Raw genomic sequence first — 18,337 nt, forward strand, 5'->3', positions numbered from 1 at the left:
CCCCCGGCGCGGCCGCCCTGCCCGGCACTGGTACCTCCACCCCAGTCCCGCTCATCCCTCACCCCACCGCAGCAGCGCTCAACCACGACGGCGGATTCCGGCGGTGCCGAACCGGGCGGTAGGGCACCTGCGGGCCGGTGGGGGCCAGTCGCGCAGTTCCCCGCGCCCCTGGGGCGGCCGCCCTGCCCGGCACTGGTACCTCCACCCCAGTCCCGCTCATCCCTCACCCCGCCGCAGCGGCGCTCAACCACGACGGCGGAATTCGGCGGTGCCGAACCGGGCGGTGGGCGCCTGCGGGCCGGTGGGGGCTGGCCGCGCAGTTCCCCGCGCCCCTGGGGTCCTCACGCTGGGGTTGGGCGGCGGAGGAGGGAGGTGATCGGGCGCCAGAGTTCCAGGGGGGTGACACCGTTGTCGGGCGCCGTTCGCCATATGAGGCCGTCGGGGTGGTGCAGGACGGCGGTGATCTCGTCCGGGGTCGGCGGGGCGGCGTTGCCCCGCAGGTAGACCGCTCGCATGCCCAGGTTCCTGAGGCGCGTCAGGGCTCGGGCGCGGTTCTGGGCGTGGACCAGGACGCGGACGACGGACGAGCTGTCCGGGGTGGTCGGACTGGGCAGGTTCAGCGCCACCACCACCCTGCCGTTCGGCAGCTTGCAGAACCCTCCTGCGGCCATGCGGTCACATCCCCGTGCGCGTCGGTGTCAATAAGAAAGCCACAGGACGCACCTAAGCACGAGCGGCGGCGACCCGCCAAGGGGTCACCGCCGATACGTGTCTGACCTGCGGAAATGCGGACTACTTCACCGCGGGGCCGACCTGGAGGGAGATCGTCGAGCCGTCTCGGGCCTCGGTGACGATGTTGATCTTCGTGTTGGTGTCAGTGATCTTGACAGCGCCGGTCGGGTTCGAGGCGTCGTAGTAGTCGCTCTTGTGGTCGTTGAAGACCGACACCCCGGAGGACTGCCTGATCCTGGTCGCCACGTCCGCCTTGTGGAGCGTGATGCCGTCCGTCGCGTAGAGGCTGAACGGCGAGTCGTAGGCCTGGACGCGGTTGCGCATCACCGTGCCGTCGGACCACTTCAGCGCCGTCGGGTGCGAGTCGACCGGGAGGATGAGGCCCGTGCCGGGGTGGACGCTGGTGTTGTTGTCCGCCTCGGAGGTGTCCCACTTCCAGATCAACAGGCCGTTCTGGTACGGGTAGTGCTCCACCCAGTCCGGACGGGTCGTGGAGAAGCCGAAGTTGTACGGGCCGGTCTGGAGGGTCTTGTCGTACGACACGTACTGGCGGTTCTCCGCGATGTAGTACTGCGCGTAGTCCTTGGTGAAGGACGCCCCGATGCGGGAGAACCCGGCGGCGGTCCAGGCGGCGTCCGCGGACTCGGCGTTGTCGGAGAAGACGGTGGCGCCGTCCGCCGTCAGGGTGATCTCGTCGGCCGCGAAGCCCTTGAGCGCCACCCCGCCGTCGGTCTGGTAGCGGAAGCGGAGCTGGATCTTCTGGCCCGCGTAGGCGTCCAGCGGGTACGACAGCTTGGTGTACGCGTCGACCGAACCGGTGAGCGCCGGCTTGTCGCTGCCGTCGCGCGGGATGGCCGCCCCGTTCACCGTGCCGTCCAGGGCGGTCCAGTTGGCACCGCCGTCGGTGGAGACCTCGGTGTAGAGGTAGTCGTAGCCCGACTCGATGTCGTACCAGCCGTCGAGGTTCAGGGTCGCGGAGGACTTGCCGGTCAGGTCGACGTCACGGGTCAGCGTGTTCTTGAGGTTGTCGCCGCTGCCGCTCCACCACTGGGTCGAGCCCTGGGCCGGGGTGACCACCGTGGTGGTGACCGCCTTGTCGGGCAGGGTGACCACCGTGGCCTGCTTGTCCTTGGTGTTGTACTCGGCGACGCCCAGCTTGTGGCTGGACTTCGTGCCGGCCTTGGCCACGTCGTAGTTGAGCCAGCCCAGCTGCAGCTTGTCCCAGGCGTTCAGGTCGCCGGGCAGGTCACCGATGGCCTCCTTGCCGGTGCCCAGCCAGGAGCCGGAGGACATCAGGGTCCAGAAACCGGTGGAGTTGTCGCCGCCGTTGGTGTCGTACTCGTCCGGCAGACCGAGGTCGTGGCCGTACTCGTGGGCGTAGACGCCGAGGCCGCCGTTCTCCGGCTGCATGGTGTAGTCGCCGACCCAGATGCCGGTGTCGCCGACCTGGGTGCCGCCGAGCTTGTTGCCCGCGGGGCCGGTGGCGCCGGCGTCGGTGCCGAAGGCGTACCAGCGGTGGGCCCAGATCGCGTCCGTGCCCTGCGCGCCGCCGCCCGCGGACTCGTCCTCGCCGGCGTGCACGATCTGGAAGTGGTCGACGTAGCCGTCGGGCTCGTTGAAGTTGCCGTCGCCGTCGTAGTCGTAGCGGTCCCACTGGTCGTACTGGGCGAGGTCGGCCTTGATGGCGGCGTCGGACTCGCCGGCCGCCTTCTGGTCGGCGACCCAGGCGTTCAGGCCGTCGCGCACCAGGTTCCACACGCTGGAGCAGGTGGTCGAGCCGCAGGCGTTGTTGCCGTAACGGGCTTCGTTGTAGGGGACCTTGACCCAGTCGGTGACCTCACCGTCGACCGAGTAGCGGCCCGAGGACTGCTTCTCGTAGTACTTCTTCAGCGACTCGGTGTTCTTGCCGGTGCCGAAGTAGAGGTCCTGGAAGTGGGCCTGGTTGTAGTCCGCCTGCCACGCCGTGGAGTTGTCCTTGGTGCGGTCCGGCTCGGCTATCTGGTTGTGCAGCGGACCGTCCGTGCCGCCGTACCGCGGGTCCTTCTGGTCGCCGAACTCGACCAGGATCGTGAAGATCCTGTCCGTCTTCTCGCGGCCGAGCTCGACGTACTTGCTGTCGCCCTTCTTGCCCTTGAGCTGGACGACCTTGGATCCGTCCCGCTCCTTGACCTGGGCCTTGCCGGATATGACCTGGTCGAGGGCTTCCTGGCGCTGGGCCTCCTGGGTCTTGCTCAGAGGGCCGTCGAGGTCGTGCTCCTCCTGCTTCGTCGCCGGGTCGTGCCGGTGGACGGTGGTGCTGGTCGCCGCCGGGATCGCGGCCTCCGCGACCGCGAAGGTGGCGAAGCCCACGGAGGCGGTCGCGAGCGTCACGCCGACGGCGATCGCTCTGAACGTCCAGGGTCTGCTGGTCACTTGAGTTCCTCCCCCGCGCCGCGCGCACGGGAACGAGGACCGGGTCATGGTTGGGGGTCCGTGCGCGCACGTTCAACGCGTCGATTCAAGTGACGACATTTGACTACTGGTTTACGAGAAAAGACAGACCTTGACTCAGAGCGTTCAACTGCACTATGCGGAGCGGAAGTTCGCTTTACGGACGCCGGGCCGCGCGCTACCCCCGAAGTGGCCCCCTCAACCGGCGCGCATATGCCGCTGGTTGCCGTATGCCATGCGACCGTGCGCCCCCTGTGCACCGGTACCGTGGGTTAGGTCACGCTTACCGGTCGTTCCGCTCGGGCATGCACGCGAATAGAGTCGAACGGTGGAACGTCCGGAAGCCGGTGGAAACCAAGGCCGGCTCCCCGTCTCACCTCCACATCTCCCGAGGACACGATTGCCATGCCTCGTCCGACCCCGGCACAGCTCGTCTACGGTTCGTGCACCGTGATCTGCTCGACGCTCGCCATGCTGCTGCTGTCACAGACGAGTTCGGGCATCGGGATCGCGGTCATCGCGCTCGCCGCGCTCGCTCTGGGACTGCTGGTGGCCATGACGGTGCCGCTGCCCCGGCCGCGCACGGTCGCGCAGTCCCGGCCCGCCCCCGCCGCACCGCCCGAGGTGCGGGTCCCCGTGCACCGGGAGACCGTGGCCGCCGCCACGGCCGAACCCGTCCGGGAGCCCACCGCGCCCTGACGTACCCGCACCGGTGAAGTCGGCGGATCCGTGAAACTGACGGACCCGCCGACTGCTTGTGCGCCCCCTGGTGCCCGGCCGCGGCCCCGCTATGCGCGGGTGCTGACCACCACCGTCTTCGCCGCCTTGTCGTGCAGGCCCTGCCTGTACGGCTTGTCGAAGTAGCTCCAGCCGCCGCAGATCACCGTCCACACGCAGGCGCAGCAGAAGGCGAACGGCACCCACAGCACGAGGGCGCGCAACAGCGAGGTCTGGCCGGTGGGCGTGGCGCCGTCGGACAGGTTGGCGACCCGCATGCCGAGCCACTTCATCCCGAGGGTCTGCCCCGACCTGGCGATCAGCAGGGTGTCGTAGGCGACGAACAGGACCACGGCGATGATCGACTGGGCCAGGGACCGGCCCGCCGAGATCCGGTCGCCGTTCACCTGGTACTCGCTCACCCCGAACGCCCAGGTGAGCAGGGCGACCACGATGCCCACCAGGATCATGTCGATGATCCGTGCGAGGGTCCGCTTGCCGCTGTCGGCGAGCGGCGGCATCCCGGCGAGCGGGTCTGCCGGGTAGCCGCCCGCTCCGTACGGGCCGCCGCCGTAGGGACCGCCGCCGGCACCGCCCCCGTAGGGGCCGCCGCCCGCTCCGGAGGGGCCGCCGCCGTAGGAGGGCGGCGGCTGTTTGCGGAACGGATCGTCTTCCGGCGGCTCTCCTGAGCCCGGGGGCGGGGGCGGTTCGGTGCTCATGGCCCGAGTGCACCGCGAAGCGACCGGACCCGCACCCGGCGAGCGGCCGTACGGGGGACGGGACACCCGGAAGGGGCCGGGAGCAGCGCCCCCCGAAGAGGCCCGGGGCAGCGCCCCCGAAGGGGCGCGGGGAACTGCGCGACCAGCCACGACGGCGCCGCAGACGAGCGACGGCCCGTCCCGGCGCCATCAGCACCCGGAAGGGGCCGGGGGCACCGCCCCCGAAGGGGCGCGGGGAACTGCGCGACCAGCCACGACGGCGCCGCAGACGAGCGACGGCCCGTCCCGGCGCCCTCAGCAATGCGCTCAGCCCGCGACGAAGGTGTGCGCCGCCTTGTCGTGCCAGCACTGGTGCCAGGGGCGGTCGACCAGGCACCAGGCGACGCCGACGATCCCGATGCCGAGCAGTCCGGGCACGGTGTACACCAGCCAGCGGCGCAGCGCGGCGCCGAAGGCGGGGGGCTCGTGGCCCTCGATGTCCCGCACCTCCAGGCCGAACAGCTTCTTGCCGAGCGTGCGGCCCCATCGAGCGGTGGGCAGCACCTCGTAGAGGACGCCGGCCAGGAGCAGGACGCCGAGCACGATCCCGAGGTACAGGCCGGTCGTGCCGTCGAGCAGCCAGACGGTCTCGGTACGGCCGGACAGCTTCGCCGCGTCGATCTTGTCCTGCACGTGGTCGGCAGCCCTGGTCCCGAACGGTACGGCGACGGCCCCGGTCACCGCGCCGACGACCAGGCTGTCGACGAGCCGCGCGGCGAACCGCCTGCCGAGCCCGGCGGGCCGGGCGGCCGCCTGTCGCCGGGCGGCCGCCTGGAAGGGGTCCTCCACCGGGGGCTTCCAGGGGGCGACCGGCTGGTCACCGGCGAGCTGGTGCACCTGCTGCGCCCAGGAGGCCTGGCCGCCCCCGGCACCGACGGCCATGGGGGTGGCGGGAGCCATCGGGGACCGGGGCGCGGCGGACTGCTGTGGGGGGACGGCGGGGACAGCGGACTGGGCGGCGGCCTGGGATGCCGGGGCGGGGCCGGGCGGCGTCTGGCCTGCGGCGGCGCGGGCGGCGGCCGCCTTTCCGGCGCCGAAGCCGGGGGGCGCGGTGCCGGAGGCGCCGGGCGCGCCGACCGGGCCCTGCGCCCCGAAACCGGCCGCGGCGCCGGTGCTGCCACCGGCGCCCGCACCACCCGGACCGGCCGCACCGGCCGCACCGGCGCCCGGGGTCGGCGCGCTCTCGTCGCGGATCGGACGGAAGGTCAGCGTGCCGTCGTCCAGGGGCGGCCGGGCCGCCGACGGGGTTCCCGCGGGGCCGACCGTCGGTCTGCGGAAGATGAACGTGCCGCCCGAGTCGACGTCGTCCTGGTCCGCCGGCGGCAGGGTCGGCGTGCCGTCGGTGCGGGGCGACCGGCCGTCGGGGCCGGCCGGGGAGCCGGCCGCCCGGGGGTCGCCGCCCCAGGCGCTGCCCTCGGCCTGCCAGCCGGAGGCGCCGTCCGGCCGCGGGTCCTCGTCGAAGAAGTGCGGGCCGGTCTCCTCGACCGCCGAGGCCCCGGGAGCCACCGGGGCGGGGCCCGCGGGGACAGCGGGAGCCGCGGGTCGGGAGCCGGGCGGGGCGACGAGCGGCTCGCCGTCGGACGGGGCCGGGCGGCTGGTGCCGGGCACCCACGCGGCGCCGTTCCAGTAGCGGACGTAGCCGGGGATGGACGGGTCCGGGTAGTAGCCCTCGCGAGGCCGTTCGTCACCGGGTGCCGGGGTTGGGGCGGTCATGTCCGTCATCCCGTATCTGCTCGGGGGTGAAGTGCGAGCCTCCACATCTATCAGACGCGGGTGCCCGTCACCGCCAGTCCCGCAGGACCCGCCCCTTTCCGGGCAGCCGTGTACACCCCCTTCACCGCATCGGAAAAAAATCTTCCGGAACCCGCGTAATGCGCGCGCCCCCCAGCCGCTCTCCCCCCGTACGGGCCCACCCGCGGGCGCCCGCACGACCGACCGAGAGAGGAACCGAACGCCATGTCCCACACCGTGGTCGAACGCGAGCTGGAGCTGCGGCTCATCCTGTCCCCCGAGCGGAGCATCCCGGTCCCGGCCCGGCTGACCTACCGCTCCGACGACCCGTACGCCGTCCACGTCGGCTTCCACGTCACCTCCGCGTGCCCGGTCCACTGGACCTTCGCCCGCGACCTGCTCGTGGAGGGGGTGTTCCGGCCGAGCGGGCACGGGGACGTGCGGGTGTGGCCGACGAAGGCGGAGGGCCGCAGCGTCGTGCTGATGGCGCTGAGTTCACCCGACGGAGACGCCCTGCTCGAGGCGCCGACCGCCCAGGTGTCCGCCTGGCTGGAACGGACTCTGCGGGTGGTGCCCCCGGGCAGCGAGGCCGGGCGGCTGGGGATCGACGAGGCGCTCGACCAGCTGCTCGCCCAGTGAGGGCCCCGCCCGATGGGAGCCGTACGCAGGCGTGCGGGATCAGAACAGTTTGCCGGGGTTGAGGATGCCCAGCGGGTCGAAGACGTGTTTGACGGCCCGCTGCATCTCCACCCCCACCGGCCCGATCTCCCGGGCCAGCCACTCCTTCTTCAGCACGCCGACGCCGTGTTCACCGGTGATGGTGCCGCCGAGTTCCAGGCCGAGGCCCATGATCTCGTCGAAGGACTCGCGGGCGCGCCGGCACTCGTCGGGGTCCTGGGCGTCGAAGCAGACCGTGGGGTGCGTGTTGCCGTCGCCCGCGTGGGCGACGACCCCGATGGTCAGCCGGTGCCTGGCGGCGATGCGCTCGACGCCCTCGATCATGTCGCCGAGCCGGGAGCGGGGCACGCACACGTCGTCGATCATCGTGGTACCCCTGACGGCCTCCAGGGCGACGAGCGAGGACCGGCGGGCCTGGAGGAGGAGTTCGGACTCGGCGGCGTCGTCGGCCGGGACCACCTGGGTGGCGCCCGCGGCCTCGCAGAGTTTGCCGAGGGCGGCGAGGTCGGCGGCCGGGTCCGGGGTGTCGAAGGCGGCGAGCAGCAGGGCCTCGGTGGACTCGGGCAGGCCCATGCGGGTGAGTTCGTTGACCGCCCGCACGGTCGTACGGTCCATCAGTTCGAGCAGGGACGGCACATGGCCGCCCTCCATGATCCGGCAGACCGCCTCGCAGGCGGCGGCCGCGGAGGCGAACTCGGCGGCCAGCACCAGCTGCTGGGGCGGCTTCGGCTTCAGCGCGAGCACGGCCCGCACGACGATGCCGAGCGAGCCCTCGGAGCCGACGAACAGCCGGGTCAGGTCGTACCCCGCGACCCCCTTCGCGGTCCGGCGGCCGGTGGACATCAGCCGCCCGTCCGCGAGGACCACGTCCAGACCGAGCACGTACTCGGCGGTGACCCCGTACTTCACGCAGCACAGGCCGCCCGAGGCCGTCCCGATGTTGCCGCCGATCGTGCACATCTCCCAGCTGGAAGGGTCCGGGGGGTAGGACAGGCCGTGCTCCTCGACCGCGCGGGAGAAGGCGGCGTTGACGACGCCGGGCTCGACGACCGCGATGCGGTCCACCGGCGAGATCTCCAGGATGCGGTCCATCCTGGTCAGAGAGAGCACGATGCAGCCGTCGGTGGCGTTGGCCGCGCCGGACAGGCCGGTGCGGGCGCCCTGCGGGACGACCGGGACGCGCAGCTCGGTGGCGACGCGCATGACGTGCTGGACCTGTTCGACCGTGCGCGGCAGCACGACGACGGCCGGGACGCCGGCCGGGCAGAAGCTCGCCATGTCGTTGGCGTAGGAGGCGGTCACGTCGGGATCGACGAGGACCGCGTCGGCCGGCAGACCCGCGAGGAGCCGGTCGGTGAGGTTGCTGGTGGCCTCGTCCCGAGGCGCTTCGATACGGCTCATGATCACAGCGTCGCACCAGGGGCCATCGGTGTGAACCCCACGCCCCGCTCCTTGGGCCGCACGGACGCGGTCGTCATATTGACGCACAGTGTGAGTCATGTGCGCGCTGGATGACCGACCGTCCTCACCCGCCACCTCACTGCTCGCCGAACCGGCGCCGCGGCGCCGCCGCCGCCGGGTGACGCGGCGGCTGCTGGTCGTGGCGCTGGCGGGCGCGGTGGCGGCCGGCGGCACGCTGCTGCTGCGGCCGCGCGAGCCGCACCGGGCCGCACCGGCCCCGGCCGCCGGACCGCGGGCCCAGGCGGCCGCGCGGGCGGCGGCCCTCGCGGCGGCGCAGACGGCCGTCCTCAACGGACTGCCCGCCGCGCTGCCCGACCTCACCGCGCTCATCGGCGCCCGCGAGGCGCGGGTGCGGGCGCAGCCGAAGGACGCGACGGCCTGGGCGGCGCTCGGGGCCGCGTATCTGGAGCGGGCGCGCCGGACCGCGGACACGGGCGACTATCCCCGGGCCGAACACGCGCTGCAGACCTCCCTCAAGGCGGCCGGCCAGGGCAACGCCGAGGCGCTGGGCGCACTGGCGGGGCTGGCGGTGGCGCGCCGGGACTTCCCGGAGGCCAGGCGGTTCGGTGAGGAGGCGCTGAAGGCGGCGCCGAAGCGGTGGTCGGCGTACCCGGTGCTGATCGACGCGTACAACGGGCTCGGCGACTACAAGGCGGCCCGGTCCGCGCTGGACAAGCTGACGGCGCTGAAGGTCGGGGCGGGCGTGAAGCCGGCGGTGATGGCACGGGCCTCGGCGGTGTACCGGGACCGGGGCTGGCGCGAGGACGCGGTGGCCCAGGTGACCGACGCGGCGGCGGCCGCCCTGACGCCGGCCGAGCAGGCCGCGTATCTGTGCCAGGCCGGGCAGCTGGCCTGGGAGCGGGGCGACCGGGACGACGCGCTGCGGCACTTCACGGCGGCCGTGCGCCTGGACCCCGACCAGCCGGCCGCGCGGGCCGGGCAGGGGCGGGCGCTGGCCGCGCTGGGCCGGACGCAGGAGGCGCTGACCGCGTACCAGGGTGCGCTCGCGCACCGGCCGACTCCGCAGGTCGCTCTGGAGCTGGGCGAGTTGTACGAGTCGCTGGGGATGGGGCGGCAGGCGGAGGCGCAGTACGAGCTGATGCGCAAGCAGGTGCGGCGGGAGATGGAGGCCGGGGTCGACGACGATCTGGTGATCGGGCAGTACGAGGCGGACCACGGGGAACCGCAGGAGGCGGTGGAGCGGCTGACGGCCGAGTGGGAGCGCCAGCCCGGCATCGAGGTCGCCGACGCCCTGGGCTGGGCCCTGCACCGGGCGGGCGACGACAAGGAGGCGCTGCGCTACGCCTCGATCGCCACGGACTCGACGAAGGGCGGCGGGGTGCGCAGCGCGCCGTACGCCTTCCACCGGGGCATGATCGAACGCGACCTGGACCTCGAAGCCCCGGCCCGCCGCCACCTCCAGGACGCCCTGCGCACCAACCCGTACTTCTCCCCGCTGCAGACCCCGGCGGCCCGCACCGCCCTCACGGCCCTGGGCGACCAGCCGCCGAACGAGGAGCCGCCGCAGTAGCGGCAGGGCAGCGGCGGCGGCCCCGGCGGTCGGGCACCGCCGGGACACGCCACCGCCGTGGGCCGGGGGTCAGAGGTTGCCGCGCCGCTCCTGCTCCCGCTCGATCGCCTCGAACAGGGCCTTGAAGTTGCCCTTTCCGAAGCCCATGGAGCCGTGGCGTTCGATGATCTCGAAGAAGACCGTCGGGCGGTCCTGGACCGGCTTGGTGAAGATCTGCAGGAGGTAGCCGTCCTCGTCCCGGTCGGCGAGGATCTTCAGCTCGCGCAGGGTGTCCAGCGGCACCCGGGTGTCGCCCACCCACTCGCCGAGGGTGTCGTAGTAGCTGCCCGGGGTGTCCAGGAACTCGACGCCGGCCGCGCGCATGGTCCGTACCGTCTCGACGATGTCGTTGGTGTTGAGCGCGATGTGCTGGACGCCCGCCCCGCCGTAGAACTCCAGGTACTCGTCGATCTGGGACTTCTTCTTCGCGATCGCCGGTTCGTTGATCGGGAACTTGACCTTGAGGGTGCCGTCGGCGACCACCTTCGACATCAGCGCGCTGTACTCGGTGGCGATGTCGTCGCCCACGAACTCCTTCATGTTCGTGAACCCCATGACGCGGTGGTAGAAGCCGACCCACTCGTTCATCCGGCCGAGTTCGACGTTGCCCACACAGTGGTCGACGGCCTGGAAGGTGCGGCGCGCGGGGGGCTCGACGATCGGGGACGCGGCGACGAACCCCGGCAGGTACGGGCCGTCGTACCCGGTGCGCTCCACGAGGGTGTGGCGGGTCTCGCCGTAGGTGGCGATCGCGGCGAGGACGACGGTGCCGTTCTCGTCCTTGAGTTCGTACGGCTCGGCCACCGGCCGCGCACCGTGCTCGACGGCGTACGCGTAGGCGGCGCGGGCGTCCGGCACCTCGATGGCGAGGTCGACGACCCCGTCGCCGTGCTCGGCCACGTGGCGGGAGAGGAAGCGGCCCCACTCGGTCTCCGGCCTGATGACGGAGGTGAGGACGAACCGGGCGGAGCCGTTCTCCAGGACGTAGCTGGCGGTCTCACGGCTGCCGTTCTCCGGTCCGGAGTACGCGACCAGCCGCATGCCGAAGGCGGTGGAGTAGTAGTGCGCGGCCTGCTTGGCGTTGCCCACGGCGAAGACGACCGCGTCCATTCCCTTGACCGGGAAGGGGTCGGCCTGCCGGGTGGTCGCAGCGGGAGCGTGCTGTGTGGTCTGCGTCATGACCGAAGGGTGAACCGGCTCGACAAGGTGCGCAATAGATGCCGGTCCGGCTGGGCAATATGCTCGACCAGACGGCGTTATCGCTCGACTTTCTGTACAAGGTGACCATCCGGAGGCGGCCCATGGCGATCGATCGACTCGACGGCCGGATCCTGGTGCTGCTGGCCCGGGAGCCGCGCATCGGGGTCCTGGAGATGTCCCGTCGGCTGGGGGTGGCCCGGGGGACGGTGCAGGCCCGCCTCGACCGGCTGCAGTCGAACGGGGTGATCCAGGGGTTCGGCCCCCAGGTGGACCCGGCGGCCCTCGGCTACCCGGTCACCGCGTTCGCCACCCTGCAGATCCGGCAGGGGCAGGGTCCGGACGTGCGCGCCCACCTGGCGACCGTGCCGGAGGTGCTGGAGCTGCACACCACCACCGGCACCGGCGACATGCAGTGCCGTCTGGTGGCCCGCTCCAACTCCGACCTGCAGCGGGTGATCGACCGCGTCGTGGGGTTCGAGGGCATCGTCCGGGCCTCCACGGCGATCGTCATGGAGAACCCCGTTCCGCTGCGGATCATCCCCCTCGTGGAACAGGCGGCGGCGGACAGCGAAGGCACCTGAGGCCCCCGGGGCAGCGCCCCGAAGGGGCCTTCGGCCTTGCCCGCGCCCGAGGCTCAACAGCTGGGAACCTGCCGGCCCTTCTCCAGGGCGACCAGGTCGGAGACGGCGCCCTTCAACGTGGTCACCGGCACCAGCCGCAGCCCCTTGGGCAGCTCCGCCTTCGCGTCGGCGCACTCGTCCTTCGGCACGAGGAAGACGGTCGCCCCGTCCCGCCGCGCGGCCTGCGTCTTCAGCCCGACCCCGCCCACGGCGCCCACCGTGCCGTCCGCGCTGATGGTCCCGGTACCGGCGATGGTCCGCCCACCGGTGAGATCGCCCCCGCTGCCGTTCCCGTCCAGCTTGTCGACGACGCCGAGCGAGAACAGCAACCCCGCGCTCGGCCCGCCCACATCGGCCAGCTTCAGGGTCACCTTGACGTTGTGCGCGCTCAGGTGGAGGTACTTCAGCGCGGCCTGGGCCGCCGCGTCCTGCGACTGCTCCATCTGCTCGGTGTTGTGCTGCTCGATCTCCTTGACGCTGTTGCCGCTCGGGTAGACCGAGTCGCGCGGCATCACGGCCCGGTCCGTCCGGAACCAGCCGTCGATCACATCGCCGAGCGAGACCCGCGCGTCCGGACCGGTCGCCTCGATCGTCGTCATCCGCAACTGCCCGCTGGTCGTGCGGGTGGGCGCCCCGGAGATGGTGATCACCGGGGTGCCCTTGTTGTCCCCGAGCACGTTCGCCGTCAGTCCGGGCTGGGCCACCGAGAACGGCAGCGGCGCGAAGAGGGCCGTACCGATCAGGGCCACGACGGGAACCGCACAGACGGCGACGGCCTGGAGACGCGTGAGACGTGAGAGCACGGAGTCAATCTAACGCGGCGACCTGTTCAGGCCATCGCTCCGGTGGCACGCGAGCGGCTCCCGGCGCCTACCGCAACGCCTCCGCGACCTCGCGTGCCGCGTCCATCACCCGCGTCCCGACCCGCTCCGGCACGGAGTCCGCGAGCATCACGACCCCGACGCTGCCCTCGACCCCCGTCACCCCGAGCAGCGGCGCCGCCGCCCCGCTCGCCCCGGCCTCCAGTTCGCCGTGGGTCAGCGTGTAGCCGGGGTCGTCCCGCGAGGCGTGCCGTGCGGCCAGGATCGCCCGGCCGGCGGCCCCGCGGTCCAGCGGATGCCGGAACCCGGCCCGGTAGGCCACGTGGTAGTCGGTCCAGCTCGGCTCGACGACCGCGACGGCGAGCGCCTCGGTCCCGTCGACCAGCGTCAGGTGCGCCGTCGCCCCGATGTCCTCGGCGAGCGAACGCAGCGCGGGCAGGGCCGCTTCCCGTACCAGGGGATGGACCTGCCGGCCGAGGCGCAGCACCCCCAGCCCGACCCGGGCTCGCCCGCCCAGGTCACGTCGTACCAGCGCATGCTGCTCCAGCGTGGCCAGCAACCGGTACACCACGGTCCGGTTCACGCCCAGTTTGTTGGAAAGCTCGGTGACGGTCAGCCCGTGGTCGGTGTCGGCCAGCAGTTTGAGGACGCGCAGTCCCCGGTCGAGCGTCTGAGAGGTCTCCGCGGTCACGACGCCCACTCCTTCGGTGGTGAGGCCGGCAGCCTCCGTCGCGGCGGATGCGTCGCCGAGTCCCGTCAGCGACGCGCTTCAGAGGCCGCCGATCGGCAGGACGGCCCGGCGGCTCCGGGCCCAGTCGCTTCACGGCTGCGCTCCGCGGCGGCGCTGCCACGGGGCGTGTGCGTAGCCGGACAGTAGCGGTGCGGGTTCGCTGAGCGGAAGCCTCCGTCCAGAATCCGGTCAGACACCGGTATGGACTACTTCGGTTTGAACCGTTATGTACGCAGCGCACCCGGCCGGCTACCGCATCCGCGTGGCCCACTCCTGGACTTTGGCGATCCGCTGCCGCAACTGACCCGCCGTGGCCTCCGCGCTCGGCGGCCCGCCGCACACCCGGCGCAGCTCCGTGTGGATCACCCCGTGCGGCTTCCCGCTCTGGTGCACATACGCGCTCACCATCGTGTTCAGCTGCTTGCGCAGCTCCATCATCTCCTTGTGGGAGACGACGGGCCGCCGCTCCGCCGGGAGTTCGAGGAGGTCGGCCTCGGTGTCCGGTTTCTTGCGGCTGTGCGCGATCTGCCGGGCCTGCCGCTTCTGCAGCAGCAGCTGTACCTGGTCGGGTTCGAGGAGCCCCGGGATGCCGAGGTAGTCCTGCTCCTCCTCGCTGCCGGGGTGGGCCTGCATGCCGAACTCGGCGCCGTCGTACAGCACCCGGTCGAAGACGGCCTCGGACTCCAGTGCCTCGAACGCGAACTGCTCCTGCTCGCCGGTGTCCTCGTCCTGCTCCTTGTTCGCCTCCTCCATCTCCTTCTCGGACTCGGCGTAAGGGTCCTCCTCGCCCTCCTTCTTGGGCTTGTCGAGGGCGTGGTCGCGCTCGACCTCCATCTCGTTGGCGAAGGTCAGCAGATCCGGGACGGTCGGCAGGAACACGGACGCGGTCTCGCCGCGCCGCCGGGAGCGCACGAACCGGCCGACGGCCTGGGCGAAGAAGAGCGGAGTGGAGATGGTCGTCGCGTAGACCCCCACCGCCAGCCGGGGTACGTCGACGCCCTCGGACACCATCCGGACGGCGACCATCCACCGGTCGTCGCTCGCGCTGAAGTCGTCGATCCGCTTGGACGCGCCGGTGTCGTCGGAGAGAACCAGGGTCGCCTTGCTGCCCGTGATCTCGCGGATGAGCTTGGCGTAGGCGCGGGCCGAGTCCTGGTCGGAGGCGATGACGAGGGCCCCCGCGTCCGGGATCCCCTTGCGGACCTCCGTCAGCCGCTGGTCAGCGGCGCGCAGCACGGTCGGCATCCACTCACCGCGCGGATCGAGCGCCGTACGCCAGGCCTGGCTGACGGCGTCCTTGGTCATCGGCTCGCCGAGCCGGGCGGCGATCTCGTCACCGGCCTTGGTCCGCCAGCGCATGTTGCCGCTGTAACTCAGGAAGATGACGGGGCGCACGACGTGGTCGGCGAGCGCGTTGCCGTAGCCGTACGTGTAGTCGGCGGCCGAGCGCCGGATCCCGTCCTGCCCTTCCTCGTAGGTCACGAAGGGAATGGGGTTGGTGTCGGACCGGAAGGGCGTACCGGTCAGGGCCAGCCGCCGGGTCGCCGGCTCGAACGCCTCCAGGCAGGCCTCGCCCCAGGACTTGGAGTCACCGGCGTGGTGGATCTCGTCGAGGATGACGAGCGTCTTGCGCTGCTCGGAGCGGTTGCGGTGCAGCATGGGCCGCACCCCGACACCGGCGTACGTCACGGCGACCCCGTGGTACTCCCGGCTGAGCGGTCCGGCGCTGTACTCGGGGTCGAGCTTGATCCCTATCCGCGCCGCGGCCTCCGCCCACTGCTTCTTCAGGTGCTCGGTGGGGGCGACGACGGTGACCTGCTGCACGACGTGGTGGTGCAGCAGCCAGGAGGCGAGGGTCAGCGCGAACGTCGTCTTCCCGGCGCCGGGCGTCGCCACGGCCAGGAAGTCGCGCGGCTGCTCCTGGACGTACTTCTCCATGGCCGCCTGCTGCCAGGCACGCAGCTTGCCGGCGGTACCCCAGGGCGCCCGGCCGGGGAAGGCCGGCGAGAGGTGGTGGGAGTGCGAGGAGGACGGGGAAGCGGCGGTGGTAGTCACGGTCTCCGTAGTAAGGGGGGTCGCGAGGGGCACGAGGGTCGGGCGGCTGCGTATGACAACCGGGCCACCCTACCGGCGCCCCGTGGCCGTCCACGTGCGGACCAGGCCGGGGCACCCCCGGGTGGGACTCACGTCACAGATCACGAAGCCGGGTCGTCACCCAGGCCCCGGCCAGCGCCACACCCGCCATCGGCAGGAACACCGCGGCGAAGGCCGCCGGATGGGAACCGGAGCCGGCCGCCCCTGTCATGCTGCCGCCGCCGAGGGAGGCGAAGGCCGCGCCCGTCGCGGCGAGCAGGACGACGTTCGAGAGGGCGTCGGAGATCTGCAGGGCGGCGGAGTTGGCGCCGGCCTCCTCCGGGGCGGAGAGCCGGAGCAGCAGCACACTGGCCGACGCGATCACCAGACCCATCCCGAACGAGCCGAAGGCCCAGGCGACGGCGACGGTCCACACCGGCACGCCGGGCACGAGCACCGTCGGCGCCGCGGCGATCGCCGCCGCCACCAGCACCATGCCGAGGGTCATCAACCGCTCCCGGTACGGCTCCACCCGCGGCCGCGCCTGCACCCACGAGCCCGCCGCCCAGGTCACCCCGCCCGCCGCCAGCGAGAACCCGGCGAGCGTGGGCGACAGTCCCCGCTGGGTCACGAGCATCAACGGCACGAAGGACTCGGCGGCGATGAAGGCACCGGCCGCGACCCCGCGCAACAGCACGACGGAGGGCAGGCCGCGTGCCGCCCGGTAGGTACCGCGGGGCAGCAGTCCGAGCACGGCGGGCACCAGCAGCGCGCCGCCGAGCAGGCCGGGGACGACCGACAGCCAGCGCAGGTCCTGAGCCGCGTACTGCAGCAGGCCCGCGCCGAGCGACATTCCGAAGGCGAGCCGGATCCGCCGCCGGTCGAAGGCCCCGCGGCCCCCGCGGTCCCCGTCGGCCGCCTCCCCCACCGGCCCGCCGGCCCGGCGCCGAATCTGCGGCAGGGCGAGCGCCATCGGGAGGGCCACGAGCACCGGAATGCCGAGGAACACCCACCGCCACCCGAGCTGCTCGGTCACGGCGCCCGCGGCCAGCGGCCCGACGATGGACGGCACCACCCAGCTCGCGGCGAACGCGGCCATGATCGCGGGCCGCAGCCGCTCCGGGTACGCCCGTCCCACCACCACGTACAGGGCGACGATGACCAGCCCGCCGCCGAACCCCTGCACGGCCCGTCCTGCGATGAACACCCACATGCTCTGCGCGGTTCCGGCCACCAGCAGCCCGGTGGCGAAGGCCCCGATCCCCGCCGTCAGCGCCCCCAGCGGTCCCTTCCGGTCCGACCACTGCCCGGCCAGCACCATCCCGAAGAGGCTGGTCGTGAAGTACCCGGAGAAGGCGAACGCGTACAGCGACACCCCGTCCAGCTCCCGGGCGGCGACGGGCATCGCCGTGCCGACGGCCGTCGCCTCGAAGGCGATGAGCAGGACGACGGACACGATCCCGACGCTCAGCGCCCGGTACGACCGCCCCAGCACACCGCCCGCGTCGACGTGGGCGGTGGTCTCGTCTGCGACGACGGCGTCGCTCGGCTCAAGGGCGGTCATGCGGACCACCGTAAGCCCCAATCCCCCCTCTGACCCCTGTCGCAAGCCTCACCCCGCCTCCGACCTTGGTCGTACACCCCCCGGTTCGTGAACGCCGTATGGCAGTCCCGTTGCAGCCCCGCCGATCCCCTTGAGCCCCTCCCTCGCGGCCCCGTACGTTCAAGTCACGCACACGGCCGTGTGCCCGAGTGGTTCAGGGACTCGCCTGCAAAGCGAGTTACGTGGGTTCGATTCCCGCCACGGCCTCTTACTGCCTGACCAGGCAGAACGAAAGGCGGCACCCACTGAGGTGCCGCCCTTTCAGTCGTCCGTCTCAGTTCCCGTCTCACTCGCGGGGCCCCACCGGCAATCAGTGCAGCTCGGCTCGACTGCCTCAAACTATCTTGTGCCAGCACAACGAGCGGCACAGGAAGATCGATTAACGTCCGGCCTGTCTTGCGGCCCACAGTCATGAGAATCTTTGCTCGTCGTTAGGAAGGATTGCGCGATCTTGGGGGAACCATGGCCGTTCCGCTGTCCAATATCGTCAGTTCCGGGATCGGCGGCGCAGCAGTCGCACTCATCACCTACCTGACGACGCGACAACGAATACGCGCCGAAGCCCGCAAGCTCGACGCTGAGGCGGAACGAACCAGGGCCGAGACGGCGATACTAGTCGCTGCATCCACCACGTCCCCTACCTCAGATTTCGACTCTGCGGCCCTCCCGAAAGGCTGGCACGTCACCGGAGGCGAAACCGAGGATCACACCTACGGCCTCGATAATCACATGCACCAGTCGGGAACCGCCAGTGCGTTCATCCGCGCCACCCGGCCAAACCCGCGAAGTATCGGGGGTCTGATGCAGAGCTTTCAGGCTGACAACTACGCTGGGAAGAGAGTCCGACTCTCAGCATTGATGCGCACAAAGGACGTGACCGAACAAGCCGCGATATGGCTGCGTGTCGACGCCCAGGGGAATCACATCGCCTTTGAGAATACTTCATCGGAGAGCCGAAGGCTGAGTGGTACGAGCGGATGGATAAGGAGAGAGATCGTACTCGACGTACCTCCGGAAGGGAGGATAATTCTCCTAGGTGCCTTCCTGATTGGCAGCGGATGCGTCTGGTTTGACTCATTCACCTTTGAAGTCGTCAGCGACAATACCCCACTTACAGAATTGACCGGGGAACCTAACACTGAACCAGCGAATCTCGACTTCACGCAAGGTCTAAATTGACGTGTCACACCCTCAGCCATCAGTGCGTGGGCCG

Annotated in this window: 15 protein-coding genes and 1 tRNA gene; 6 read left to right on the plus strand and 10 right to left on the minus strand. The window is 71.6% G+C overall.

Annotated features, from left to right (window positions below; translation table 11 throughout):
- Positions 1-341: 341 nt before the first annotated feature.
- Both AB0M11_RS29250 and AB0M11_RS29255 read right to left on the minus strand, forming a co-directional pair.
- A complete protein-coding gene (locus AB0M11_RS29250; protein ID WP_365710671.1) occupies positions 342-671 on the minus strand; it encodes a hypothetical protein in 330 nt (109 codons plus the stop codon).
- A gap of 121 nt (positions 672-792) precedes the next feature.
- Positions 793-3,144, minus strand: a complete 2,352-nt coding sequence (locus tag AB0M11_RS29255) for an immune inhibitor A domain-containing protein (RefSeq protein ID WP_365710673.1) — start codon at positions 3,142-3,144, stop codon at positions 793-795.
- 423 nt (positions 3,145-3,567) lie between these two features.
- Between AB0M11_RS29255 and AB0M11_RS29260 the strand changes: the two genes are divergently transcribed.
- The gene (locus tag AB0M11_RS29260) at positions 3,568-3,861 is read left to right on the plus strand and encodes a hypothetical protein (RefSeq protein WP_365710675.1); all 294 of its coding nucleotides are present in this window, start codon (positions 3,568-3,570) and stop codon (positions 3,859-3,861) included.
- 89 nt (positions 3,862-3,950) lie between these two features.
- Here AB0M11_RS29260 and AB0M11_RS29265 read toward each other — a convergent pair whose 3' ends face one another.
- Together AB0M11_RS29265 and AB0M11_RS29270 are read right to left on the minus strand one after the other, a co-directional pair.
- A complete protein-coding gene (locus AB0M11_RS29265) occupies positions 3,951-4,598 on the minus strand; it encodes an RDD family protein (RefSeq protein WP_365710677.1) in 648 nt (215 codons plus the stop codon).
- A 306-nt stretch (positions 4,599-4,904) separates the two neighbouring features.
- On the minus strand, positions 4,905-6,350 hold the full coding sequence (locus tag AB0M11_RS29270) for an RDD family protein (RefSeq protein ID WP_365710679.1): 1,446 nt from the start codon (positions 6,348-6,350) through the stop codon (positions 4,905-4,907).
- A gap of 243 nt (positions 6,351-6,593) precedes the next feature.
- Here AB0M11_RS29270 and AB0M11_RS29275 point away from each other — a divergent pair, with 243 nt between their 5' ends.
- A complete protein-coding gene (locus tag AB0M11_RS29275; RefSeq protein WP_365710681.1) occupies positions 6,594-7,007 on the plus strand; it encodes an SsgA family sporulation/cell division regulator in 414 nt (137 codons plus the stop codon).
- A 39-nt stretch (positions 7,008-7,046) separates the two neighbouring features.
- Here the strand turns inward: AB0M11_RS29275 and AB0M11_RS29280 are convergent, their stop codons facing one another.
- Complete coding sequence (locus AB0M11_RS29280; protein ID WP_365710683.1) at positions 7,047-8,453, minus strand: FAD-linked oxidase C-terminal domain-containing protein; 1,407 nt, start codon at positions 8,451-8,453, stop codon at positions 7,047-7,049.
- Between the two features lie 91 nt (positions 8,454-8,544).
- On the opposite strand from AB0M11_RS29280, the gene AB0M11_RS29285 reads away from it, so the two are divergent.
- A complete protein-coding gene (locus AB0M11_RS29285; protein ID WP_365710685.1) occupies positions 8,545-10,038 on the plus strand; it encodes a tetratricopeptide repeat protein in 1,494 nt (497 codons plus the stop codon).
- A 69-nt stretch (positions 10,039-10,107) separates the two neighbouring features.
- On the opposite strand, the gene hppD is transcribed toward AB0M11_RS29285, so the two are convergent.
- Complete coding sequence (gene hppD, locus AB0M11_RS29290; protein WP_365710687.1) at positions 10,108-11,256, minus strand: 4-hydroxyphenylpyruvate dioxygenase; 1,149 nt, start codon at positions 11,254-11,256, stop codon at positions 10,108-10,110.
- A gap of 122 nt (positions 11,257-11,378) precedes the next feature.
- Between hppD and AB0M11_RS29295 the strand changes: the two genes are divergently transcribed.
- Entirely contained in the window at positions 11,379-11,858 is a 480-nt protein-coding gene (locus AB0M11_RS29295; RefSeq protein ID WP_365710689.1) for an Lrp/AsnC family transcriptional regulator, read from the plus strand.
- Between the two features lie 53 nt (positions 11,859-11,911).
- Here the strand turns inward: AB0M11_RS29295 and AB0M11_RS29300 are convergent, their stop codons facing one another.
- From AB0M11_RS29300 to AB0M11_RS29315, 4 genes are all read right to left on the minus strand, one after another.
- Positions 11,912-12,700, minus strand: a complete 789-nt coding sequence (locus AB0M11_RS29300; RefSeq protein ID WP_365710691.1) for a S16 family serine protease — start codon at positions 12,698-12,700, stop codon at positions 11,912-11,914.
- 67 nt (positions 12,701-12,767) lie between these two features.
- Positions 12,768-13,409: a helix-turn-helix domain-containing protein gene (locus tag AB0M11_RS29305; RefSeq protein WP_365710693.1), complete on the minus strand. Its 642-nt coding sequence runs from the start codon at positions 13,407-13,409 to the stop codon at positions 12,768-12,770.
- Positions 13,410-13,697: 288 nt separating this feature from the next.
- Positions 13,698-15,503, minus strand: a complete 1,806-nt coding sequence (locus AB0M11_RS29310; RefSeq protein WP_365710695.1) for a DEAD/DEAH box helicase — start codon at positions 15,501-15,503, stop codon at positions 13,698-13,700.
- A 133-nt stretch (positions 15,504-15,636) separates the two neighbouring features.
- Entirely contained in the window at positions 15,637-17,085 is a 1,449-nt protein-coding gene (locus AB0M11_RS29315) for an MFS transporter (RefSeq protein ID WP_365710697.1), read from the minus strand.
- A gap of 174 nt (positions 17,086-17,259) precedes the next feature.
- Here AB0M11_RS29315 and AB0M11_RS29320 point away from each other — a divergent pair.
- Together AB0M11_RS29320 and AB0M11_RS29325 are read left to right on the plus strand one after the other, a co-directional pair.
- Positions 17,260-17,331: transfer RNA gene (locus tag AB0M11_RS29320), tRNA-Cys, on the plus strand.
- 255 nt (positions 17,332-17,586) lie between these two features.
- A complete protein-coding gene (locus tag AB0M11_RS29325) occupies positions 17,587-18,303 on the plus strand; it encodes a hypothetical protein (protein ID WP_365710699.1) in 717 nt (238 codons plus the stop codon).
- Positions 18,304-18,337 lie beyond the last annotated feature (34 nt).

Source organism: Streptomyces sp. NPDC051987, from assembly GCF_040680735.1.
GTDB lineage: Bacteria > Actinomycetota > Actinomycetes > Streptomycetales > Streptomycetaceae > Streptomyces.

Bases quoted from the DNA above. Each gene is read 5' to 3' on its own strand.
- AB0M11_RS29265 (WP_365710677.1), bottom strand. From the start codon at position 4,598: ATGAGCACCGAACCGCCCCCGCCCCCGGGCTCAGGAGAGCCGCCGGAA.
- AB0M11_RS29250 (WP_365710671.1), bottom strand. From the start codon at position 671: ATGGCCGCAGGAGGGTTCTGCAAGCTGCCGAACGGCAGGGTGGTGGTG.
- AB0M11_RS29285 (WP_365710685.1), top strand. From the start codon at position 8,545: ATGTGCGCGCTGGATGACCGACCGTCCTCACCCGCCACCTCACTGCTC.
- hppD (WP_365710687.1), bottom strand. From the start codon at position 11,256: ATGACGCAGACCACACAGCACGCTCCCGCTGCGACCACCCGGCAGGCC.
- AB0M11_RS29260 (WP_365710675.1), top strand. From the start codon at position 3,568: ATGCCTCGTCCGACCCCGGCACAGCTCGTCTACGGTTCGTGCACCGTG.
- AB0M11_RS29270 (WP_365710679.1), bottom strand. From the start codon at position 6,350: ATGACCGCCCCAACCCCGGCACCCGGTGACGAACGGCCTCGCGAGGGC.
- AB0M11_RS29275 (WP_365710681.1), top strand. From the start codon at position 6,594: ATGTCCCACACCGTGGTCGAACGCGAGCTGGAGCTGCGGCTCATCCTG.
- AB0M11_RS29315 (WP_365710697.1), bottom strand. From the start codon at position 17,085: ATGACCGCCCTTGAGCCGAGCGACGCCGTCGTCGCAGACGAGACCACC.
- AB0M11_RS29325 (WP_365710699.1), top strand. From the start codon at position 17,587: ATGGCCGTTCCGCTGTCCAATATCGTCAGTTCCGGGATCGGCGGCGCA.
- AB0M11_RS29295 (WP_365710689.1), top strand. From the start codon at position 11,379: ATGGCGATCGATCGACTCGACGGCCGGATCCTGGTGCTGCTGGCCCGG.